At 70.4% G+C, this 16,540-nt stretch carries 13 protein-coding genes; 12 read left to right on the top strand and 1 reads right to left on the bottom strand.

The genetic code is table 11. The features are described from left to right. Position 1 precedes the first annotated feature (1 nt). From ACQPZK_RS12605 to ACQPZK_RS12635, 7 genes are all read left to right on the top strand, one after another. Positions 2 to 982: a carbohydrate ABC transporter permease gene (locus ACQPZK_RS12605; RefSeq protein WP_433538463.1), complete on the top strand. Its 981-nt coding sequence runs from the start codon at positions 2 to 4 to the stop codon at positions 980 to 982. Continuing rightward, on the top strand, positions 982 to 1,809 hold the full coding sequence (locus tag ACQPZK_RS12610) for a carbohydrate ABC transporter permease (protein ID WP_433538464.1): 828 nt from the start codon (positions 982 to 984) through the stop codon (positions 1,807 to 1,809). The genes ACQPZK_RS12605 and ACQPZK_RS12610 overlap by 1 nt, the downstream gene beginning before the upstream one ends. A gap of 1 nt (position 1,810) precedes the next feature. After that, a complete protein-coding gene (locus ACQPZK_RS12615) occupies positions 1,811 to 3,046 on the top strand; it encodes a mandelate racemase/muconate lactonizing enzyme family protein (RefSeq protein WP_433538465.1) in 1,236 nt (411 codons plus the stop codon). A 137-nt stretch (positions 3,047 to 3,183) separates the two neighbouring features. Continuing rightward, the gene (locus ACQPZK_RS12620) at positions 3,184 to 4,212 is read left to right on the top strand and encodes a zinc-dependent alcohol dehydrogenase (RefSeq protein WP_433538466.1); all 1,029 of its coding nucleotides are present in this window, start codon (positions 3,184 to 3,186) and stop codon (positions 4,210 to 4,212) included. Next, positions 4,209 to 4,970, top strand: coding sequence for an SDR family NAD(P)-dependent oxidoreductase (locus tag ACQPZK_RS12625; RefSeq protein ID WP_433538467.1), 762 nt, complete (start codon positions 4,209 to 4,211; stop codon positions 4,968 to 4,970). Before ACQPZK_RS12620 ends, ACQPZK_RS12625 begins: the two co-directional genes overlap by 4 nt. Next, positions 4,967 to 5,845 (top strand): amidohydrolase family protein, encoded by an 879-nt coding sequence (locus tag ACQPZK_RS12630; RefSeq protein WP_433538468.1) that lies wholly within the window; start codon positions 4,967 to 4,969, stop codon positions 5,843 to 5,845. The genes ACQPZK_RS12625 and ACQPZK_RS12630 overlap by 4 nt, the downstream gene beginning before the upstream one ends. A gap of 29 nt (positions 5,846 to 5,874) precedes the next feature. After that, positions 5,875 to 6,813 carry an aldo/keto reductase gene (locus tag ACQPZK_RS12635; protein WP_433538469.1) on the top strand — a complete coding sequence of 313 codons (939 nt, stop codon included), beginning with the start codon at positions 5,875 to 5,877 and terminating at the stop codon, positions 6,811 to 6,813. A 77-nt stretch (positions 6,814 to 6,890) separates the two neighbouring features. On the opposite strand, the gene ACQPZK_RS12640 is transcribed toward ACQPZK_RS12635, so the two are convergent. Further along, positions 6,891 to 10,448: a ThuA domain-containing protein gene (locus ACQPZK_RS12640; RefSeq protein ID WP_433538470.1), complete on the bottom strand. Its 3,558-nt coding sequence runs from the start codon at positions 10,446 to 10,448 to the stop codon at positions 6,891 to 6,893. A gap of 524 nt (positions 10,449 to 10,972) precedes the next feature. Between ACQPZK_RS12640 and ACQPZK_RS12645 the strand changes: the two genes are divergently transcribed. The 5 genes from ACQPZK_RS12645 to ACQPZK_RS12665 are packed head-to-tail and all read left to right on the top strand — an operon-like array spanning position 10,973 to position 16,500. Beyond that, positions 10,973 to 12,490, top strand: coding sequence for a sugar ABC transporter ATP-binding protein (locus tag ACQPZK_RS12645; protein ID WP_433538471.1), 1,518 nt, complete (start codon positions 10,973 to 10,975; stop codon positions 12,488 to 12,490). Further along, positions 12,487 to 13,461 (top strand): ABC transporter permease, encoded by a 975-nt coding sequence (locus ACQPZK_RS12650; RefSeq protein WP_433538472.1) that lies wholly within the window; start codon positions 12,487 to 12,489, stop codon positions 13,459 to 13,461. The genes ACQPZK_RS12645 and ACQPZK_RS12650 overlap by 4 nt, the downstream gene beginning before the upstream one ends. Positions 13,462 to 13,463: 2 nt before the next feature. Beyond that, complete coding sequence (locus ACQPZK_RS12655) at positions 13,464 to 14,441, top strand: ABC transporter permease (RefSeq protein ID WP_433538473.1); 978 nt, start codon at positions 13,464 to 13,466, stop codon at positions 14,439 to 14,441. A gap of 10 nt (positions 14,442 to 14,451) precedes the next feature. Continuing rightward, entirely contained in the window at positions 14,452 to 15,642 is a 1,191-nt protein-coding gene (locus ACQPZK_RS12660; RefSeq protein ID WP_433538474.1) for a substrate-binding domain-containing protein, read from the top strand. A 6-nt stretch (positions 15,643 to 15,648) separates the two neighbouring features. Next, the gene (locus ACQPZK_RS12665; protein WP_433538475.1) at positions 15,649 to 16,500 is read left to right on the top strand and encodes a sugar phosphate isomerase/epimerase family protein; all 852 of its coding nucleotides are present in this window, start codon (positions 15,649 to 15,651) and stop codon (positions 16,498 to 16,500) included. Positions 16,501 to 16,540 lie beyond the last annotated feature (40 nt).

The raw sequence follows: 16,540 nt of genomic DNA on the forward strand, positions 1-16,540 counted from the left end.
CGTGACGATCGGCAACTCGCTCCCGCCGGTCCGCTCGGCTTCGGCCGGGCGGGCCGGCGGGGTCCCGCCCGCCGCGCCGCCGCCGCGCGACCGCGCCGTTTCCCGGCGCGCCGCCGGCGGCCGTCGCGCCGAAAAACTGGCGCCCTTCGTGCTGGTCGCCCCGGCCGTCCTGATCCTCGTGCTGCTGCGGCTGTATCCGTTGGCCCTGGGGGTCAACTTCTCGTTCACCGGCGACGGCGACCGGGACGGGGCGATGGTCGGCTTCGACAACTACACCGAGCTGCTCCACGACCCGCTGTTCCGGCAGGCGCTGCGCAACGTGGGTCTGCTGGTCCTGCTCCTGCCGGTGGCGGTGGCCATCCCGGGTCTGCTCGCCACGTTCATCTACCTGCGCGTGCCCGGGCACCGGTTCTACCGCAGCGTCTACTTCTTCCCGGCCGTTCTGTCCCCGGTCATCGTCGGCGCGATCTTCAACCTGCTGCTTTCGTTTGACGGTCCTGTCAACGTTGTCCTGTCCACGGTCGGCATCGGGCCGGTGGACTGGCTCGGTGATCCGGACGTCGCCATGTTCGCGGTCGTCGGCGTCCACGTGTGGGCGACCTTCGGGATGGCTCTGGTCGTGTTCCTCGCGGGCTTCGCGACCCTGGACGCCGCCCTGCTGGACGCCGCGCGGGTGGACGGCGCCTCCCTGGCCCAGGTGATCTGGCACGTGATCATTCCCAGCCTGTCCCGCACCATCCAGTTCGTGTTCGTGACCACGATGATCGGGATGCTCACCTCCATGTTCGGCCTGCTCTACGTCATGACCAGCGGCGGTCCGGAGGGCTCGACCTACCTGCCCGAGTACTACATCTGGATCCAGCAGGGGCAGATGAATCGACCGGCGCTCGCGTCGGCCGCGTCCACCGTTCTGTTCGTCATCATGCTCGTCGTCGGGCTGGTGCAGCTCAAGCTGCTCCGACGCGCGGGAAGGGAGGACTGATGTCCCGCGTCCGACTCGGTAGATGGTTGCTCATCATCCCGATGGGACTGCTCGCGCTCGCGACGATCTACCCGCTGTTGTTCACGGCGAACGTCGCCATGAAGACCCGGCGGGAGTACATCCTCGACCGTTTCGCGCTGGCGGACTCGCTGCGCTTCGAGAACATCACCACGGCGTGGACCAGCGTCGGCATGGGCCGGTACACCGTCAACTCGATCATCGTCGTCGGGTGCTCGGTGTTCCTGCTGCTGCTGTTCGGGTCGATGGCCGGCTTCGCGCTGAGTCAACTGCGCTTCCGGGGCTCGACGGCGCTGTTCATCGGCTGCCTCGCGGCGCTCTTCATCCCCTTCCAGGTGATCATGGTGCCGCTGGCCCGGGTCATGGCCGACAGCGGTCTGGTCGACACGTACCCGGGGCTGATCCTGGCGTACGTCGCGCAGTTCCTGCCCTTCACGGTCTTTCTCATGACCAGCTACTACCGGACGATCCCGGCGGAGATCATCGACGCGGCCCGGATCGACGGCAACACCGTGTACGGCGTCTACCGCCGGATCATGCTGCCGCTGGGCGCTCCGGCGCTGCTGTCGGTGGGCATCCTCAACACGCTGTTCTGCTGGAACGACGTGCTCATCTCGCTGCTGCTGATGCCCTCGGCCGACCACCGGACTCTCATGGTCGGGGTGACCTCGCTGCGAGGGCAGTACTCCGAGGACATTCCCACCTTCGCCTCCGGGGTGCTCATCGCGGCGATCCCGGTCCTGGCGATCTACCTGTTCCTTCAGCGCCAGATCGCCGACGGCGTCGCCGCTGGTTCCACGAAAGGCTGACATGCGCATCACCGGGTATCGAACCCTGACGACGGTCCAGGAGTGGGGCCGACCCGTCGGCGACGCCAACGGCGTGTTCCCCGACGGCGTCACGACGCTGCCGATCACCATCGTCGAGACCGACGAGGGGGTCGAGGGCATCGGCCTCGGACCGCACGTGGAGATCGACCAGATCTTCCCGGCCATCGAAGGGGAAGATCCCCGCGCGGTGTCCACCCTGTACGACCGGATGCTGCGGCAGACGTTCAAGGCCGGCCACGCCGGCCTGGTGTTCGGGACGATCGGCGCGTTGGACACCGCCCTGTGGGACATCAAGGCGAAGATGGCTGGCGAGCCGCTGTGGCGGCTGCTCGGCGGGCGGGACCGGCGCGTGCCCGCGTACGCGTCCGGTCTCGACATCGGGCTGACCGACGACGAGCTCGTCGCCGAGTACGAGGTCTACGCCCAGTACGGCCTGCGGGCCGCCAAACTCAAGGGCGGTCTGGACATCGAGGCGGACCGGCATCGGCTCGGCCTCGTCCGGGAGGTGCTGACCGCGGCCGGGCACGGTCGACGGCCGGGCCTGATGCTCGACGTCAACGAGGCATGGTCGCGCAAGCAGGCCGTCCGGCACGTGGCCGAACTCGAACGTACCCTCGATCTGATCTGGATCGAGGAGCCGGTGCGCCGCTGGGACGCCGAGGGCCTGGCCGCCGTGGGTCGGGGCGTACGGGCCTCGATCGCCACCGGGGAGAACCTCACCGGGCTGGAGCAGTACCGACCGCTGATCGCGGCGGGCGCGGTCGACATCGTGCAGACGGCCGCCGTGTGGGGAGTCACCCACTTCCTGCGGGTGGCGGCCCTCGCGCACGCCCACGACCTGCCGGTCAGCCCCATCGGCAACATTCCGGTCGGGCTCCTGCACGCCGCGACGTCCGTGCCCAACCACCTGGTGAGTGAGTTGCAGGATCTCCGACCACCGACGGGTATCGACCTCGACCTGCACGTCGAGGACGGCGCGTTCGTCCTGGGCGAGGCGCCGGGCCTCGGCGTCCGGGTGGACGAGGCGGCGATCGCGGCCGCCGGACACCGCCCCGGCACCCCGACCGCCGAGAGCCCGAACGTCCGTCCGGAGCGGGCGGGCAAGCGTCTGCTGGCGGTCGCCGAGCACCCGGTCGCCGCCGTGCCGGCCGGGGTCGAGGCCCTGCTCGTCGACGCGGTCACGTCACCGAACGACGTGGCACCGCTGCGGCACTGAGCCGGTACGGACCGTAACCGCACTGGACCGCAATTGGTCGGATGATTACCGTGTCCGTGGCGCCGACACCGCGGACGCGGCTCCGGCCGCCCTGTCCCACGCACCGTACGTACCAACCACGTCGAGACGGAGCAGCAGTGAAGGCAGTTGTCTACAAGGGAGCACGGGACCTCGGGATCGAGGACCGCGCACCGGAGCCGCCGGGCCCCGGCCAGGTATCGATCGCGGTGGCGTACACCGGGATCTGCGGTACGGACCTGCACATCTTCCACGGCGACATGGACGCCCGGGTCGGCGCGTCGGCGGTCCTGGGGCACGAGATGTCGGGGCGCGTCGCCGCGGTCGGTGCGGGGGTGACCGACCTGCGGGTCGGGCAGCCCGTCACCGTGATGCCGACGCGCGCCTGTGGGCAGTGCCCGGCGTGCCGTCGTGGCCACTCGCACATCTGTCACGCGATGGACTTTCTCGGCATCGACTCGCCCGGGGCGATGCAGTCGTCGTGGACCGTGCCGGCCGACCTGGTGCTGCCGCTCCCCGACGACCTGCCGTTGGACCGGGCGGCGCTCGTCGAGCCCGTCGCCGTGGCGGTGCACGACGTCGGCCGGGCGCAGGTGGCGTCCGGTGAGCACGTGGTCGTCGTCGGCGGGGGCCCGGTGGGCGTCCTCATCGCTGCCGTCGCCCGTGAGCGTGGGGCCCGGGTCCTGCTCGTCGAACCGGACGGTTTCCGGCGCGGCGTCGCCTCGGGCATCGGCATCGAGGCCGTCGACCCGGGGCCGACCGACGTGGTGGCGCTGGTCAACGAACGGACCGGCGGCGCGGGCGCGGACGTCGCCTTCGAGGTGTCCGGTTCCGCGGCCGGTGTCGGTACGGCGGTGGACGTGCTGACCACCCGGGGCAGGCTGGTGATGGTGGCGATCCACCCGCAGCCACGTCCGGTGAACCTGCACCGCTTCTTCTGGCGGGAGCTGGAGTTGCTGGGCGCGCGCCTGTACCGGCGCGAGGACGTCGTCGAGGCGATCCGGCTGGTGGCGGCGGGCGTCATCCCGGCGCAGGAGCTGATCTCCCGGGTGCTCCCGGTGGCCGGCGTCACGGACGCGTTCACGGCTCTGGAGTCCGGCGGAGGTGTCATGAAGGTGCTGCTCGACTGGCGGGAGGAAGAGCGATGAGCGTCCTGTTCGACCTGACCGGACGTACCGCCCTGGTGACCGGCGCCCGGCGGGGGATCGGCCTCGCGATGGCCGAGGCCCTGGCGCTGGCTGGGGCGGATGTGATCGGGGTGTCGGCGCAGTTGGAGCCGGAGGGCGGCGAGGTCCGACGGCGCGTCGAGGCTGCCGGTCGCCGGTTCACCGGCATCCGGACGGACCTGGGCGACCGGGCCGCGGTGTACCGGCTGGCCGAGGAGGCCGAGGCGGTGGCGCCGGTGGACATCCTCGTGAACAACGGCGGCACGATCGCCCGGGCGCCGGCCGTGGAGCACCCCGACGAGATGTGGGACCGCGTGATGCAGGTGAACCTGTCCAGCCAGTTCGTGCTGACCCGCGAAATCGGCCGGCGGATGGTCGACCGGGGCCGCGGCAAGGTCATCTTCACCGCCTCGCTGTTGAGTTTCCAGGGCGGCATCAACGTCGCGAGCTACACGGCGGCCAAGTCCGGCCTCGCCGGGCTGACCAGAGCCCTGTCCAACGAGTGGGCCGGCCACGGGGTGAACGTCAACGCGATCGCGCCCGGGTACATCGCCACCGACAACACCCAGGCGCTGCGCGACGACCCCGTCCGCAACGACGCCATCCTGGGACGGATCCCGGCCGGCCGGTGGGGACGCGCCGACGACCTGGCCGGGGCCACCGTGTTCCTGGCCGCCGCCGCGTCGGACTACGTGCACGGCACCGTCCTGCCCGTCGACGGCGGATGGTTGGGCCGATGACCGCGCCCACGCCGGCCGGGCGTCCCGGCATCGTCGACGCGCACCACCACCTCTGGGTCCGCGCCCGGCACCCGCAACCGTGGATCGACCCGGACACGATGGCGGCGATCGACAACGACTTCACCCCGGCGGATCTCGCTCCGGTGGCGCGTGCCGCCGGGGTCACCGAGACCGTCGTCGTGCAGTCCATCGCCTCCGTCGCGGAGACGGAACACCTGCTGGGCATCGCGGCCGACGATCCTCTCATCGGTGGCGTCGTCGGCTGGGTCAACCTCACCGTCGAGGACATCGACGAGCGACTGGACCGGCTGCGCGCCGCGCGCGGTGGAGAGCGTCTCGTCGCCATCCGCCACCTGGTCCAGTCCGAGCCCGACCCGGCGTACCTCGACCGGCCCGACGTCCGGCGGGGCATCGCGGCTGTCGGCGCCGCCGGCCTCGCCTACGACCTGCTGGTCCGGGACCACCAGCTTCCGGCGGCCACCCGGCTCGTCCGGGATCTGCCCGAGGTGCCGTTCGTCCTGGACCACCTCGCCAAGCCGTCGCTCGGCAAGACGGACCTCGGCGACTGGCCCGCCAACCTGCGGGCGCTCGCGGCCGAGCCGAACGTCACCGCGAAACTCTCCGGTCTGGTGACCGAGGTGGACGGCCCGTCCTGGTCGGCGGCCGATCTGCGCCCGGCCGTCGACCACGCGCTGGACGCTTTCGGGCCGCACCGCCTCATGTTCGGCTCCGACTGGCCGGTGTGCCTGCTCGCCAGCTCCTACACCCGGTGGGTCGGCGTCCTCGCCGATCTGCTGGAACCGCTCGCCGACGAGGAGCAGGCATCGGTGTGGCGGGAGACCGCCGCTCGCGCGTACGGGTTGGGGGAGCGGTGACGGGCCGGGCGTTGCCTCGGCGGCCGGCGGTGCGCCTCACCACGCTGGGCTTCGGCGCCGCGCAGGGTGGCAACCTGTACCGGGCGACGTCGGACGACGAGTTCGCCGCCGCCGTCGACACCGCCTGGGACGCCGGCATCCGCTACTTCGACACCGCGCCGCACTACGGTCTCGGCCTGTCCGAGCGGCGGCTGGGGGCGGCGCTGCGGTCCCGGCCCCGCGACGAGTACGTGGTGTCGACGAAGGTCGGGCGGCTGCTCGTACCCTCGCCCGAGGACGCGCGGCACCGCGACCCGGAGGGGTTCGACGTGCCGGCCGACCACCGGCGGGTCTGGGACTTCAGCCGAGACGGCGTCCTGCGGTCGTTGGAGGCCAGCCTGGACCGCAGTGGCCTGGACCGCGTCGACATCGTCTACCTGCACGACCCGGACGAGCACTGGGAGCAGGCGGCGTCCGAGGGGGTACCCGCCCTGGTCGAGCTCCGCGACCAGGGGGTCGTCGGGGCGATCGGCGCCGGTATGAACCAGTCGGCGATGCTGGCCCGGTTCGTCCAGGAGACCGACATCGACGTGGTGATGTGCGCCGGCCGCTACACCCTCCTCGAACAGGGCGCGGTCGACGACCTGCTGCCGGCCGCGCAGGCCGCGGGGGTGGGCGTGGTGATCGCCGGCGTCTACAACTCCGGGCTGCTGGCCCGGGACCAACCACCGGCCGACGCGACCTACAACTACCAGCAGGCGCCGCCCGAGGTGATCGAACGGGCCCGGCGGATCGCGGCGGTCTGCCAGGAGTACGGCGTCACGCTGCCCCAGGCGGCGCTGGCGTTCGTCCGCCGGCACCCGGTGGTGGTCTCGACGGTGGTCGGCCTGCGGGACGAGGCCCAGGTGACCGAGACCCTGCGTCGCTTCGACGCGGACGTCCCGGAGCAGCTCTGGGTGGCGCTGCGCGACGCCGGACTGCTCCGGTGACGGCACGCCCCTGAGAAAGCCGGAGCGCCGGCCACCCGTCGTCAGGAGCGGGTGGCCGGCGCTTCGTTCGCGCTACGTCAGACCTGGGTGAACCGCCACTGCTGGTTGGCGGCGCTGTGGCAGCCCCACTGCAGCAGTCGGGCCCCGTCGGCGGTCGAGGCGCCGTTGACGTCCAGGCAGAGCCCGCTCAGCGCGCTCTTGACCGTGTAGACACCGGTGGTGCCGGTCGCCGTCACGGTGAACTTCTGTTGGTTGGAGTTGTTGCAGGTGGTGTGTTGCAGGAAGGCGCCCTGCGCGGTAGAGCCTCCGACGACGTCGAGGCACTTACCGCTGTGCACCGCCTTGAGGTAGACGGCGCCGCTGCCGGCGTCCACCGCCTGCCACTTCTGGTTGTTGCCACCGGTGGCCGCCCACTGCACGACCTGGGCGCCGTCGGCGGTGGAGACACCACTGACATCCATGAGCTTGCCGCTGTGCTGGGCCGTCAGGGTCCAGGTCTTTCCGGCCACGCCACCACCGGTGTCGCTGCCGGGGACTCCCACGCCGTTGCCGCCGAAGGTGAACGCGTCGAGGTCGAACCAGTTGGACGAGCTGCCCTTGAACACCATGTAGAGGGTGTGCGTACCGGACAGGGCCGCGACGCTCACCGGCGACGTGGACTGGTAGTTGTCCCAGCCGCCGGTGCTGGGCACCGACGTCGTCGCCAGCAGGGTGCCGGTCGGCGAGTCGGCCCGCAGCTCGATGCTTCCGCCGCCGCTGGGCGACGACAGCCGGTAGCTGACGGTGCTGATGTTCGACAGGCTCATCGGGTTGAACGCGACCCAGTCGTTGTTGGAGATGTCGCCGACGCGCTTACCGCTCTCCGCGGCGCTCTGGTCGACGACCCGGATGCCCGACTGGCTGCTGAAGTACTCGGCCTGCTTGTGCTTCGGTTGCAGGATCGCCTGCGCGTAGCCGGTCAGCGGCGCGGCGCCACCCGACCCACCGTTGTCGGTGTAGCGGGCGTTGAGCACGTAGTACAGGTTCGCGCCTTCGGGGTGCCCACCGAGCAGATCGGTGGAGATGGTGCCCGAACAGCCCGGGTACTCGGTGGTCTCGTGGGCGTGGTCGTCGTGGCCGAGGGCCGGGTTGACGAACACCTTTGTGCAGTCGATGGCCGCGCCGCCGGGATCGGAGACACTGACCGTGTACGAGACCTTGTCGCCGAAGTTCAGCATGCCGCCGTTCGGAGGCACGGTGATGGTGACCACCGGGGCGGTGTTGCCGACGGTGATCTGTACGTTGGCGAAGCCGGTCTTGCCGGTGTTGTCGGTGACCTTGAGCTGCGCGGTGTAGTTGCCGTTGGTCGTGTAGGTGTACGTCGGGTTCGCGGACGTCGACGTGCCACCGTCACCGAACGTCCACTGGTAGCTCAGCGTGTTGCCGGGGTCGGGGTCGTTGGTGCCGGCGCTGCTGAACTGGACGGTCAGCGGGGCGCTGCCGCTGGTCGGCGTGCCGACGGCCTTCGCGATCGGCGACCGGCCGCCCTGGATGTAGTCGATCCGGTAGAGCCCGGAGTCATTGTTGCCGCCGCCGAAGTTCGAGCCCCACTCCAGCAGGTACAGCGAGCCGTCCGGGCCGAACTCCATGTCCATCGGCTTGTTGAAGTTGCCGCCGGGCAGGAACGGGTTCGTCCGGGTGACCGCCGTCGAGGAGTCGAAGTGGACCTCCTTGACGTAGTTGCGGGCCCACTCGTAGAAGAAGTGCACGCCGTCGTAGTACGGCGGGAACTTCGTCGCCGACGGGTTGTTCGCGTTGTACCGGTACACCGGGCCGCCCATCGGGGCCGACCCGCCGGAGCCCAGCTCGGGGAAGGTCGTCGAGGCCGGGTAGCCGTACCAGATGTTCGGCGAGACGACCGGCTTGAGGTTGACCAGGCCGGTGTTGTTGGGCGAGTTGTTGACCGGCGCGCTGCAGTTGAACTTCGACCCGACCACGCCGGTGTCCGGGTTGAACGGCGCGTACGGCTGGTTGTTGCCGTGGCAGAACGGCCAGCCGTAGTTACCGGCGGACTTGATCACGTTCAGCTCGACGAGACCCTCCGGGCCACGGTTGGTGGTCGGTGGGTTGCGGTCCGGGCCGTAGTCGGCCAGGTAGACCCAGCCGGTGGCGGGGTCGATCGAGAAGCGGAACGGGTTGCGGAAGCCCATGGCGTACACCTCGGGCTTGGTCTGCGCGGTGCCCTGCGGGTAGAGGTTGCCCGTCGGGATGGTGTAACCGCCGCTGGCCGACGGCTTGATGCGCAGCAGCTTGCCCCGCAGGTCGTTGGTGTTGCCGGCGGAGCGGGCGGCGTCCAGGTTGGACTTGCCCGAGCGCCAGTCCAGCGGGGCGTAACCCTGCCAGTTGGGGTCGAGGTTCGGCGGCGTGTCGTCGCCGGTGCCGATGTAGAGGTTGCCGTCCGGGCCGAAATCGATGTAGCCGCCGGTGTGCCCGGGCTCTGCGAAGGTCCGGTCCCGGTACGCCGGGATGTCGATGATCCGGGCCTCGGTGGACAGGTTGAGCGTGTCACCGGAGAGCGTGTAGCGGGAGACCCGGTTGACGTCGGTCGAGCTGCTCGCCGGTGAGTGGTACAGATAGACGTACCCGTTGCTGGCGAACGCCGGGTCGATCGCGACGCCGGTGAGTCCGTCCTCACCGCCGGTGTAGACGCTCAGCGTGGCGGCGGTGACGGTGCTGTTGGTGCTCGGCTTGAAGATCTTGACCTGGCCGCCGCGCTGGACGTACAGCACACGGCCGTCGGGTAGCACGGCCAGCGCCATCGGATCGGCGGTGTTGTCGTCCAGGGTGCGCTTCTCGAAGTTGCCCCAGACGGTGCCGCCACAGTCGCCGGGCACGTTGCCGGCGGCCCACTTGACGCCGCCGAGGACGTGGTTGCGGAAGTTCGTCTCGCTGTACGACTCGATGGCGTGGCCCATCGCGGTGGCCCACACCCGGCCGCCGCCGGTGTTGCGGCACCACGAGATCGGGTGGTCCGGGCCCATCGCCCGCGAGCCCGGGTTGTACGTGCGCTCGTCGGCCGTCACCAGGACGTGTACGTTGCCGCGCGGGTTGGAGTCGAAGTTGTACCACTCCTCGCTGCGGCTCCAGCGGTCCGGCAGGCCGGCCGTCGACGGGTGCTGCTTGTCGGCGACGATGGCGGTGCCGGCGAGCACTCCGGGGGAGTGCTCGGGCATGTGGGCGCCGCCGTTCATCATCTGGTCCCACCACGGGTACTCGGACTCGATACCCATGTCGGTGGCGTTGTGCACGCCGACGATGCCCTTGCCGCTGGCGAGGTAGCCCTCGATGGCCTGGCGCTGGGAGGCCGAGGTCCAGACCATGCCGGAGGTCTGGAACATGATGACGACGTCGAAGGTGGCGAGGTTCGAGGCCGTGAAGACACTCGAGTCCTCGGTCGCCACCAGCTCGAAGTTGTTGGCAGCGGCCTGCTGCTGGAACATCGAGATCCCGGCGGGGATCGAGTCGTGCCGGTAGCCGGCGGTCTTGGTGAACAACAGGGCGCGGAACGCCGGGGCGGCCGATGCCGGCGGCGGGGCCAGGCCGAGGGCCACCAACAGTCCGACGATCAGTCCAATGATCATTGTGGGGCGACGCATGCCGTCTCCTAGGTCTGGGCGGGCAACTGGCGATTGCGAGCACGGGCCGACAGCGCGTCAGGTCGTGCCTGGGCGCGCGAGAGCCACGGGTGTGCTGGTCGCGGTCGTCGTGCCGTCCGCCGAAACGGCAGTCAGCCCCGCTGGATGTCACACAGCGTGATGTGGGCTGTGATCTCGTCCATGGTCTGCGAGGTCAGGATGGGCCATCCATCGAAGACTGTCAATGCAACGTCGAGCGTCTGATGTTACCCCTCGGTAGGGGCGGTCGGGCCTGACTCCTCCGGGACGACACTCGCGCCGATCGAGTGCCGGGCCTGGCAGTCACCGCAGATCGAGGATTGCGGACCCGCATCCAAACATCTATCTTCATACGTGTGATGTTTCCTCGATGTCAAGGAAATGTTTGCACCATAAAAACGCAAGTTCCGCAGCAGCCTGCGAAAGTGCGTCGCTCAGCGCGTCGGCCGGCCTACCAGCCGTTGTGTCGACCCCGTCGTTGACTACTATCTGTAAGGGCTATCGGGATGTCAGATCCACCACCGGCACCGCTGCTGGCTCTGCGGGGCATCGGTAAGTCCTTCCTCGGCGTACGCGTGCTCGGCGATGTCGACCTCGACGTCGCCCCGGGCGAGGTGCACGCCGTCGTCGGTGAGAACGGCGCTGGGAAGTCGACCCTCATGAAGATCGTCTCGGGCGGGTACGCCCCGGACGAGGGCGCCATCGAGTTCGCCGGTCAACCGCGCGCGTTCCACGGCCCCCGCGACGCGCAGCGCGCCGGCGTCGGCATCATCCATCAGGAGTTCAACCTGCTGCCCGAGCGCACCGTCGCGGAGAACGTCTACCTGGGCCACGAACCGGTCCGGCGCGGGTTGGTCGACCGCCGCGCGATGCTCGACCGCACCCGCGAACTCCTCACCTCGATCGGGGAGACGGCTCTGCCGGCCGACGCCCGGGTCGGGCGGCTGGGCGTCGCTCAGCAGCAGGTCGTCGAGATCGCCAAGGCGCTCGCCCTGGACGCGCGACTGCTCATCATGGACGAGCCGACCGCCGCGCTGGCCGACCAGGAGGTCGAGCTGCTCTACGGGCTGGTGCGCCGGCTCCAGGAGCGGGGGATCGGTCTGCTGTACGTCTCGCACCGCCTCACCGAGGTCTTCGACCTCTCCAGCCGGATCACGGTCCTCAAGGACGGTCGCCGGGTGACCACGGTGGACACCGCGAGCACGACCGCCGACGAGCTGGTCCGGCACATGGTCGGCCGGGAGCTGTCCAGCTACTACCCGGACCGGGCCGGCCCCGACGACCGGGGCGCGGTGCGGCTCACCGTCCGTGGCGGGGGGAACCGCAAGTTGCGTGGCGTGGACCTGGAGCTGCGCGCCGGCGAGGTGCTCGGCGTCGGCGGCCTACAGGGTTCCGGACGATCCGCGCTCGCCCGTGCGCTCTTCGGCGTGACGCCGTTCACGACCGGCGCCGTCGAGTTGGACGGTGAGGCGGTACGGCTGCGCTCACCGCGTGCCGCCATGCGGGCCGGCATCGCGTACGTCACCGAGGACCGCAAGGGTGAGGGCATCGTGGCGCGACAGTCGGTGCTCGACAACGCGCTGCTGGCCAGCCGGGCCGTCTTCGCGGCGCGGTCCGGTCGCGCCGCCCGCACGGCACGGGTACGCGAACTGCTCGCCGCCGTCGAGGTCCGCGCGGCCGGCGACGACCAGGAGATCCGCTTCCTGTCCGGCGGCAACCAGCAGAAGGTCGTGCTGGCCCGGTGGCTGGCGCTGAAGCCACGGATCCTGATCTTCGACGAGCCGACCCGGGGCATCGACGTGGGCGCGAAGTCCGCCATCCACGACCTCGTCCGCCGCCTCGCCAGCGACGGCGCGGCCGTACTGATGATCTCGTCGGAGCTGCCGGAGCTGCTCGGCATGAGCGACCGGATCGTCGTCCTGCGCGACGGCCGGATCGCGGGCGAGCTGCCCGCGGGCGCGGCCGAGGAGGACGTCGTGGCGCTGGCCGTCGGCACCACCACCGTCCGCGAGGCTGTCTCATGACCGCGCTGTCGCTGCGTCCGGCCCGCCGTGCCGTTCCGGGCGTCTACGTGGCCCTCGCCCTCACCCTCGTCGTCGGCTGGCTGATCGTCACGCTCGACGGCGGTCAGCTCTTCAACCAGTCGACGACGGTGAGTCTGCTGCACGTCGCCGCCGGCCTCGGGCTCGTCGCCGTCGGGCAGACGCTTGTCATTCTCGGTGGTTCGCTCGACCTCTCGGTGGCGTACGTGATCAGCCTCAGCACGCTGGTGGCGGCCGAGGCGATGAACGGCAGCGACGGCGCCCTGCTGCCGGCGATCGGCCTGGCGCTCGCGGTCAGCGCCGCCGTCGGGCTGCTCAACGGGCTGCTGGTCACCAAGCTGCGGATCAACGCGTTCATCGCGACCCTCGGCGTCGGACTGCTGCTCAAGGGCTACCTCGACAACGGCTACGACGGCCCGGCCGGCGAGAGCGCACCCGCTCTCGTCCGGACCCTCGGCTACCAGCGGGTCGGTCCGGTGCCGGTGTCCTTCCTGCTGCTGCTCGCCGTGACGGCGGCGGCCTGGTTCGCGCTCTCGCGTACCCGGTTCGGTCACCACCTGGTCGCCGTGGGGGGTGATCCGGAGGTCGCCCGGCTCTCCGGCGTCCGTAACAACCGGGTCCTCGTCACGGCCCACGTGCTGTGCTCCCTCTGTGCCGGGCTGGCCGGCGTCTACCTGGCCAGCCGGCTCGGCTCCGGTGCGCCACGGGTGGGCACCGAAGGGCTCTACGACCTGGAGTCGATCGCCGCGGTGGTCCTCGGTGGGACCGCCCTCGCGGGCGGACGCGGGGGCGTCCTCGGCACGATCGGCGGCGTGCTGCTGCTCGCCAGCATCGACGCGGTCTTCAACCAGCTCGAGGTCGACGCGTTCTTCAAGCAGGTGATCCGCGGCGTGATCATCATCGCTGCGGTCGCGGTCTACGCCCGACGGGCCATGCGAAAGGCGGAGTCCTGACCATGCGGGTCGCCGAGCGTCGTCCGCTCACCCTCCGGATCCGTCCCGACGGGATCGCGCCGATCGCCGCGCTCCTGGCGGTGCTGCTGATCATCATCGCGTTCGTTCAACCCGACTTCCTCGCCCCCGGTTCGCTGATGTCGTTCCTGGGTCGCTCCGCGCCGATCATCCTGCTCGCCGCCGGTCAGTACTTCGTGATCGTCAGCGGGGAGTTCGACCTCTCGGTGGGTTCCCTGGTCACGGCGCAGGTCGTCGTCGCCGCCCGCCTCATCGACAGCGACCCGTCGCGCACCTGGCCGGTGGTCGCGTTGCTGCTCGTCGGCGGCGCGTTCGTCGGGCTGGTCAACGGTCTGGTCACCACGGTGCTGCGGGTGCCCTCCTTCATCACGACCCTCGGCATGTTCCTGATCCTCGTCGGCGCCGTCTACCTGTGGTCCGACGGCGCGCCCAAGGGCGGGCTCTCGGAGGAGTTCCGCCGGTTCGGCCGACGGGCCATCGAGGACGTGCCGCTGCTCGGTCGGATCCCGTACGCGCTGCTCGTGCTGGTGGTCGTCGCCGCCATCGCGGTGGCGCTGACGCGTTCGGACTTCGGCCGCACGCTCGTCGCCGTCGGCGACAACCCGCGCACCGCCGAGATGAGCGGTGTACGCGTCGGTCTCACCAAGACCATCGCGTTCGTGCTCAGCGGTGTCGCGGCGGCGGTCGCGGCGATCCTGCTCGGCGGGTACAGCGGTGTGTCGTTCCAGGCCGGCGTCGGCCTGGAGTTCGCCGCGATCACCGCCGTCGTGCTCGGCGGCGTCGCCCTCGGCGGCGGTCGCGGCTCGGTCGTCGGGGCGATGCTCGGCGCACTGACCCTCGAGACGCTCTTCGCGCTGATGAACTTCACCGGCGTCTCCGGTGCCCTCAGATCGACCGTCCAGGGCGTCATCATCCTGCTCGCCGTGGCGGTCTCGGCTTCGCGTTCCTCCTCCTCAAGATAAAGGTGATTCGATGAGACGATCCATGACCGCCCTGGCCGCGGTCGGTGTGCTGACGCTGGCCGCCGCCGGGTGCGCCACGGACGAGCCGACCGCGTCCCCGTCCGGCAGCGCGTCCGCCGCCGCGGGGTCGGGCACCGGCGAGCAGTCCAAGTTCTTCGTGCAGGCCGACTACGACAACGAGCTGGCGCTGCTGGACGCCGCCCCGACGGGCCCGGCCGACAAGCCGTGGGAGCAGGTGCTCAACCCGAAGATGGTGGACACCGCGAAGTTCAAGAAGGCCGGTCCGCACAAGATCTGCTTCTCGAACGCGGCGCTGAACAACCCGTGGCGGCAGGTCGGGTTCAAGACCATGCAGGCCGAGGTCGAGGCGCAGCGTTCCCGCATCAGCGAGTTCGTGCACGTCGACGCCGAGGGCAAGGACCAGAAGCAGATCGCCGACATCAACGATCTGCTCGGCAAGAGCTGCGACGCGCTCATCGTGTCGCCGAACACCACCGCCACGCTCACCCCGGCCGTCGAGGCCGCCTGCAAGGCCGGCCTGCCGGTGGTCGTCTTCGACCGGGGCGTCAACACCACGTGCCCGGTGACGTTCATCAACCCGGTGGGTGGCTACGGCTTCGGTCACGTCGGCGCGGAGTTCGTCAGCCAGAAGATGAAGCCCGGCGGCAAGCTGCTGGCCCTGCGGATCCTGCCCGGCGTCGACGTGCTGGAGACCCGCTGGTCGGCCGCGAAGATCGCGCTGGACAAGGCGAAGGTCGACGTCGTCGGCGTGGAGTTCACCGACGGCGACCCCGCCAAGACCAAGAAGATCGTGAACGACTACATCCAGCGGTACGGCACGATCGACGGGGTCTGGATGGACGCCGGAGCGGTCGCGGTGGCGGCGGTCGAGGCGTTCCAGGACGCCGGTAAGCCCGTACCGCCGATGAACGGCGAGGACCAGCTCGACTTCCTGAAGCTGTGGAAGGACAAGCAGCTCACCGCCATCGCGCCGACCTACCCGACGTACCAGTGGCGTACGCCGATCATCGCGGCGCTGAGCATCCTCGACGGAACCCAGGTCTCCAACCCGTGGAAGCTGCCGCAGCCCACGATCACCCAGGACAACCTGGACCAGTACCTCGACGCGAGCATGCCGCCGCTGCACTACGCCATGTGTGGCTGCCGTGACCTGCCCGGCTACCCCCAGCGCTGGAAGTAGGTTGCGGTGTACGCCATTGGCGTCAACCCCTGGGTGTGGGCCTCGCCGGTCGACGACGAGGCCCTCGCCCGGTTGATCCCGCGGATCGCCTCGTTCGGGTTCGACGCCGTCGAACTGCCGATCGAGCAGCCCGGCGACTGGGATCCCGTCCGCACCCGGGACCTGTTGGCCGAGCACCGCCTCGCGGCGGCCGGGGTCTGTGCGGTCACCCCGCCCGGGCGGGACCTGGTGGACGCGCCGCCGGCCGTCGTCGAGTCGACCGTCGCGTACCTCATGGGGTGTGTGGCGAGCGCGGCGGCGGTCGGCGCGCCCTGCGTCGGCGGCCCGGTGTACGCGGCCGTCGGCCGCACCTGGCGGATGTCGGCGGCGGCCCGCGCGGCCTGCTACGCCGACTTCCGGCGGGCCCTCGCGCCGGTCGCCGACCGGGCCGGCGAGGTGGGCGTGACCATCGGCGTCGAGGCGCTGAACCGCTACGAGACGAGCGTGGTCAACACCATCGAGCAGACGATTGAGGCGATCGACGGCCTGCCCACGAGCGTCGGCATCATGATCGATACCTACCACATGAACATCGAGGAGGCCGATCCCTACGCGGCCCTCACGCTGGCCGGCCCGCACATCAAGCACGTCCAGGTCAGCGGCACCGACCGGGGCTCGCCCGGCGCGGACCACTTCGACTGGCCCCGCTTCTTCTCCGTCCTGCGGGGCACCGGCTACCGGGGCGCGGTCTGCATCGAGTCCTTCACGGCCGAGAACGAGACCATCGCCACCGCGGCGTCGATCTGGCGGCCCCTGGCCCCCTCCCAGGACCGCCTCGCCGTCGACGGCCTGCGCCACCTCCGGAAGGTCGTCGCCTGACCGGGCGTCGGCACGCCCTTGTTGTTAGCGCTAACCACCA

Source organism: Micromonospora sp. CA-249363, from assembly GCF_050950185.1.
Classification (GTDB): Bacteria; Actinomycetota; Actinomycetes; order Mycobacteriales; family Micromonosporaceae; genus Micromonospora.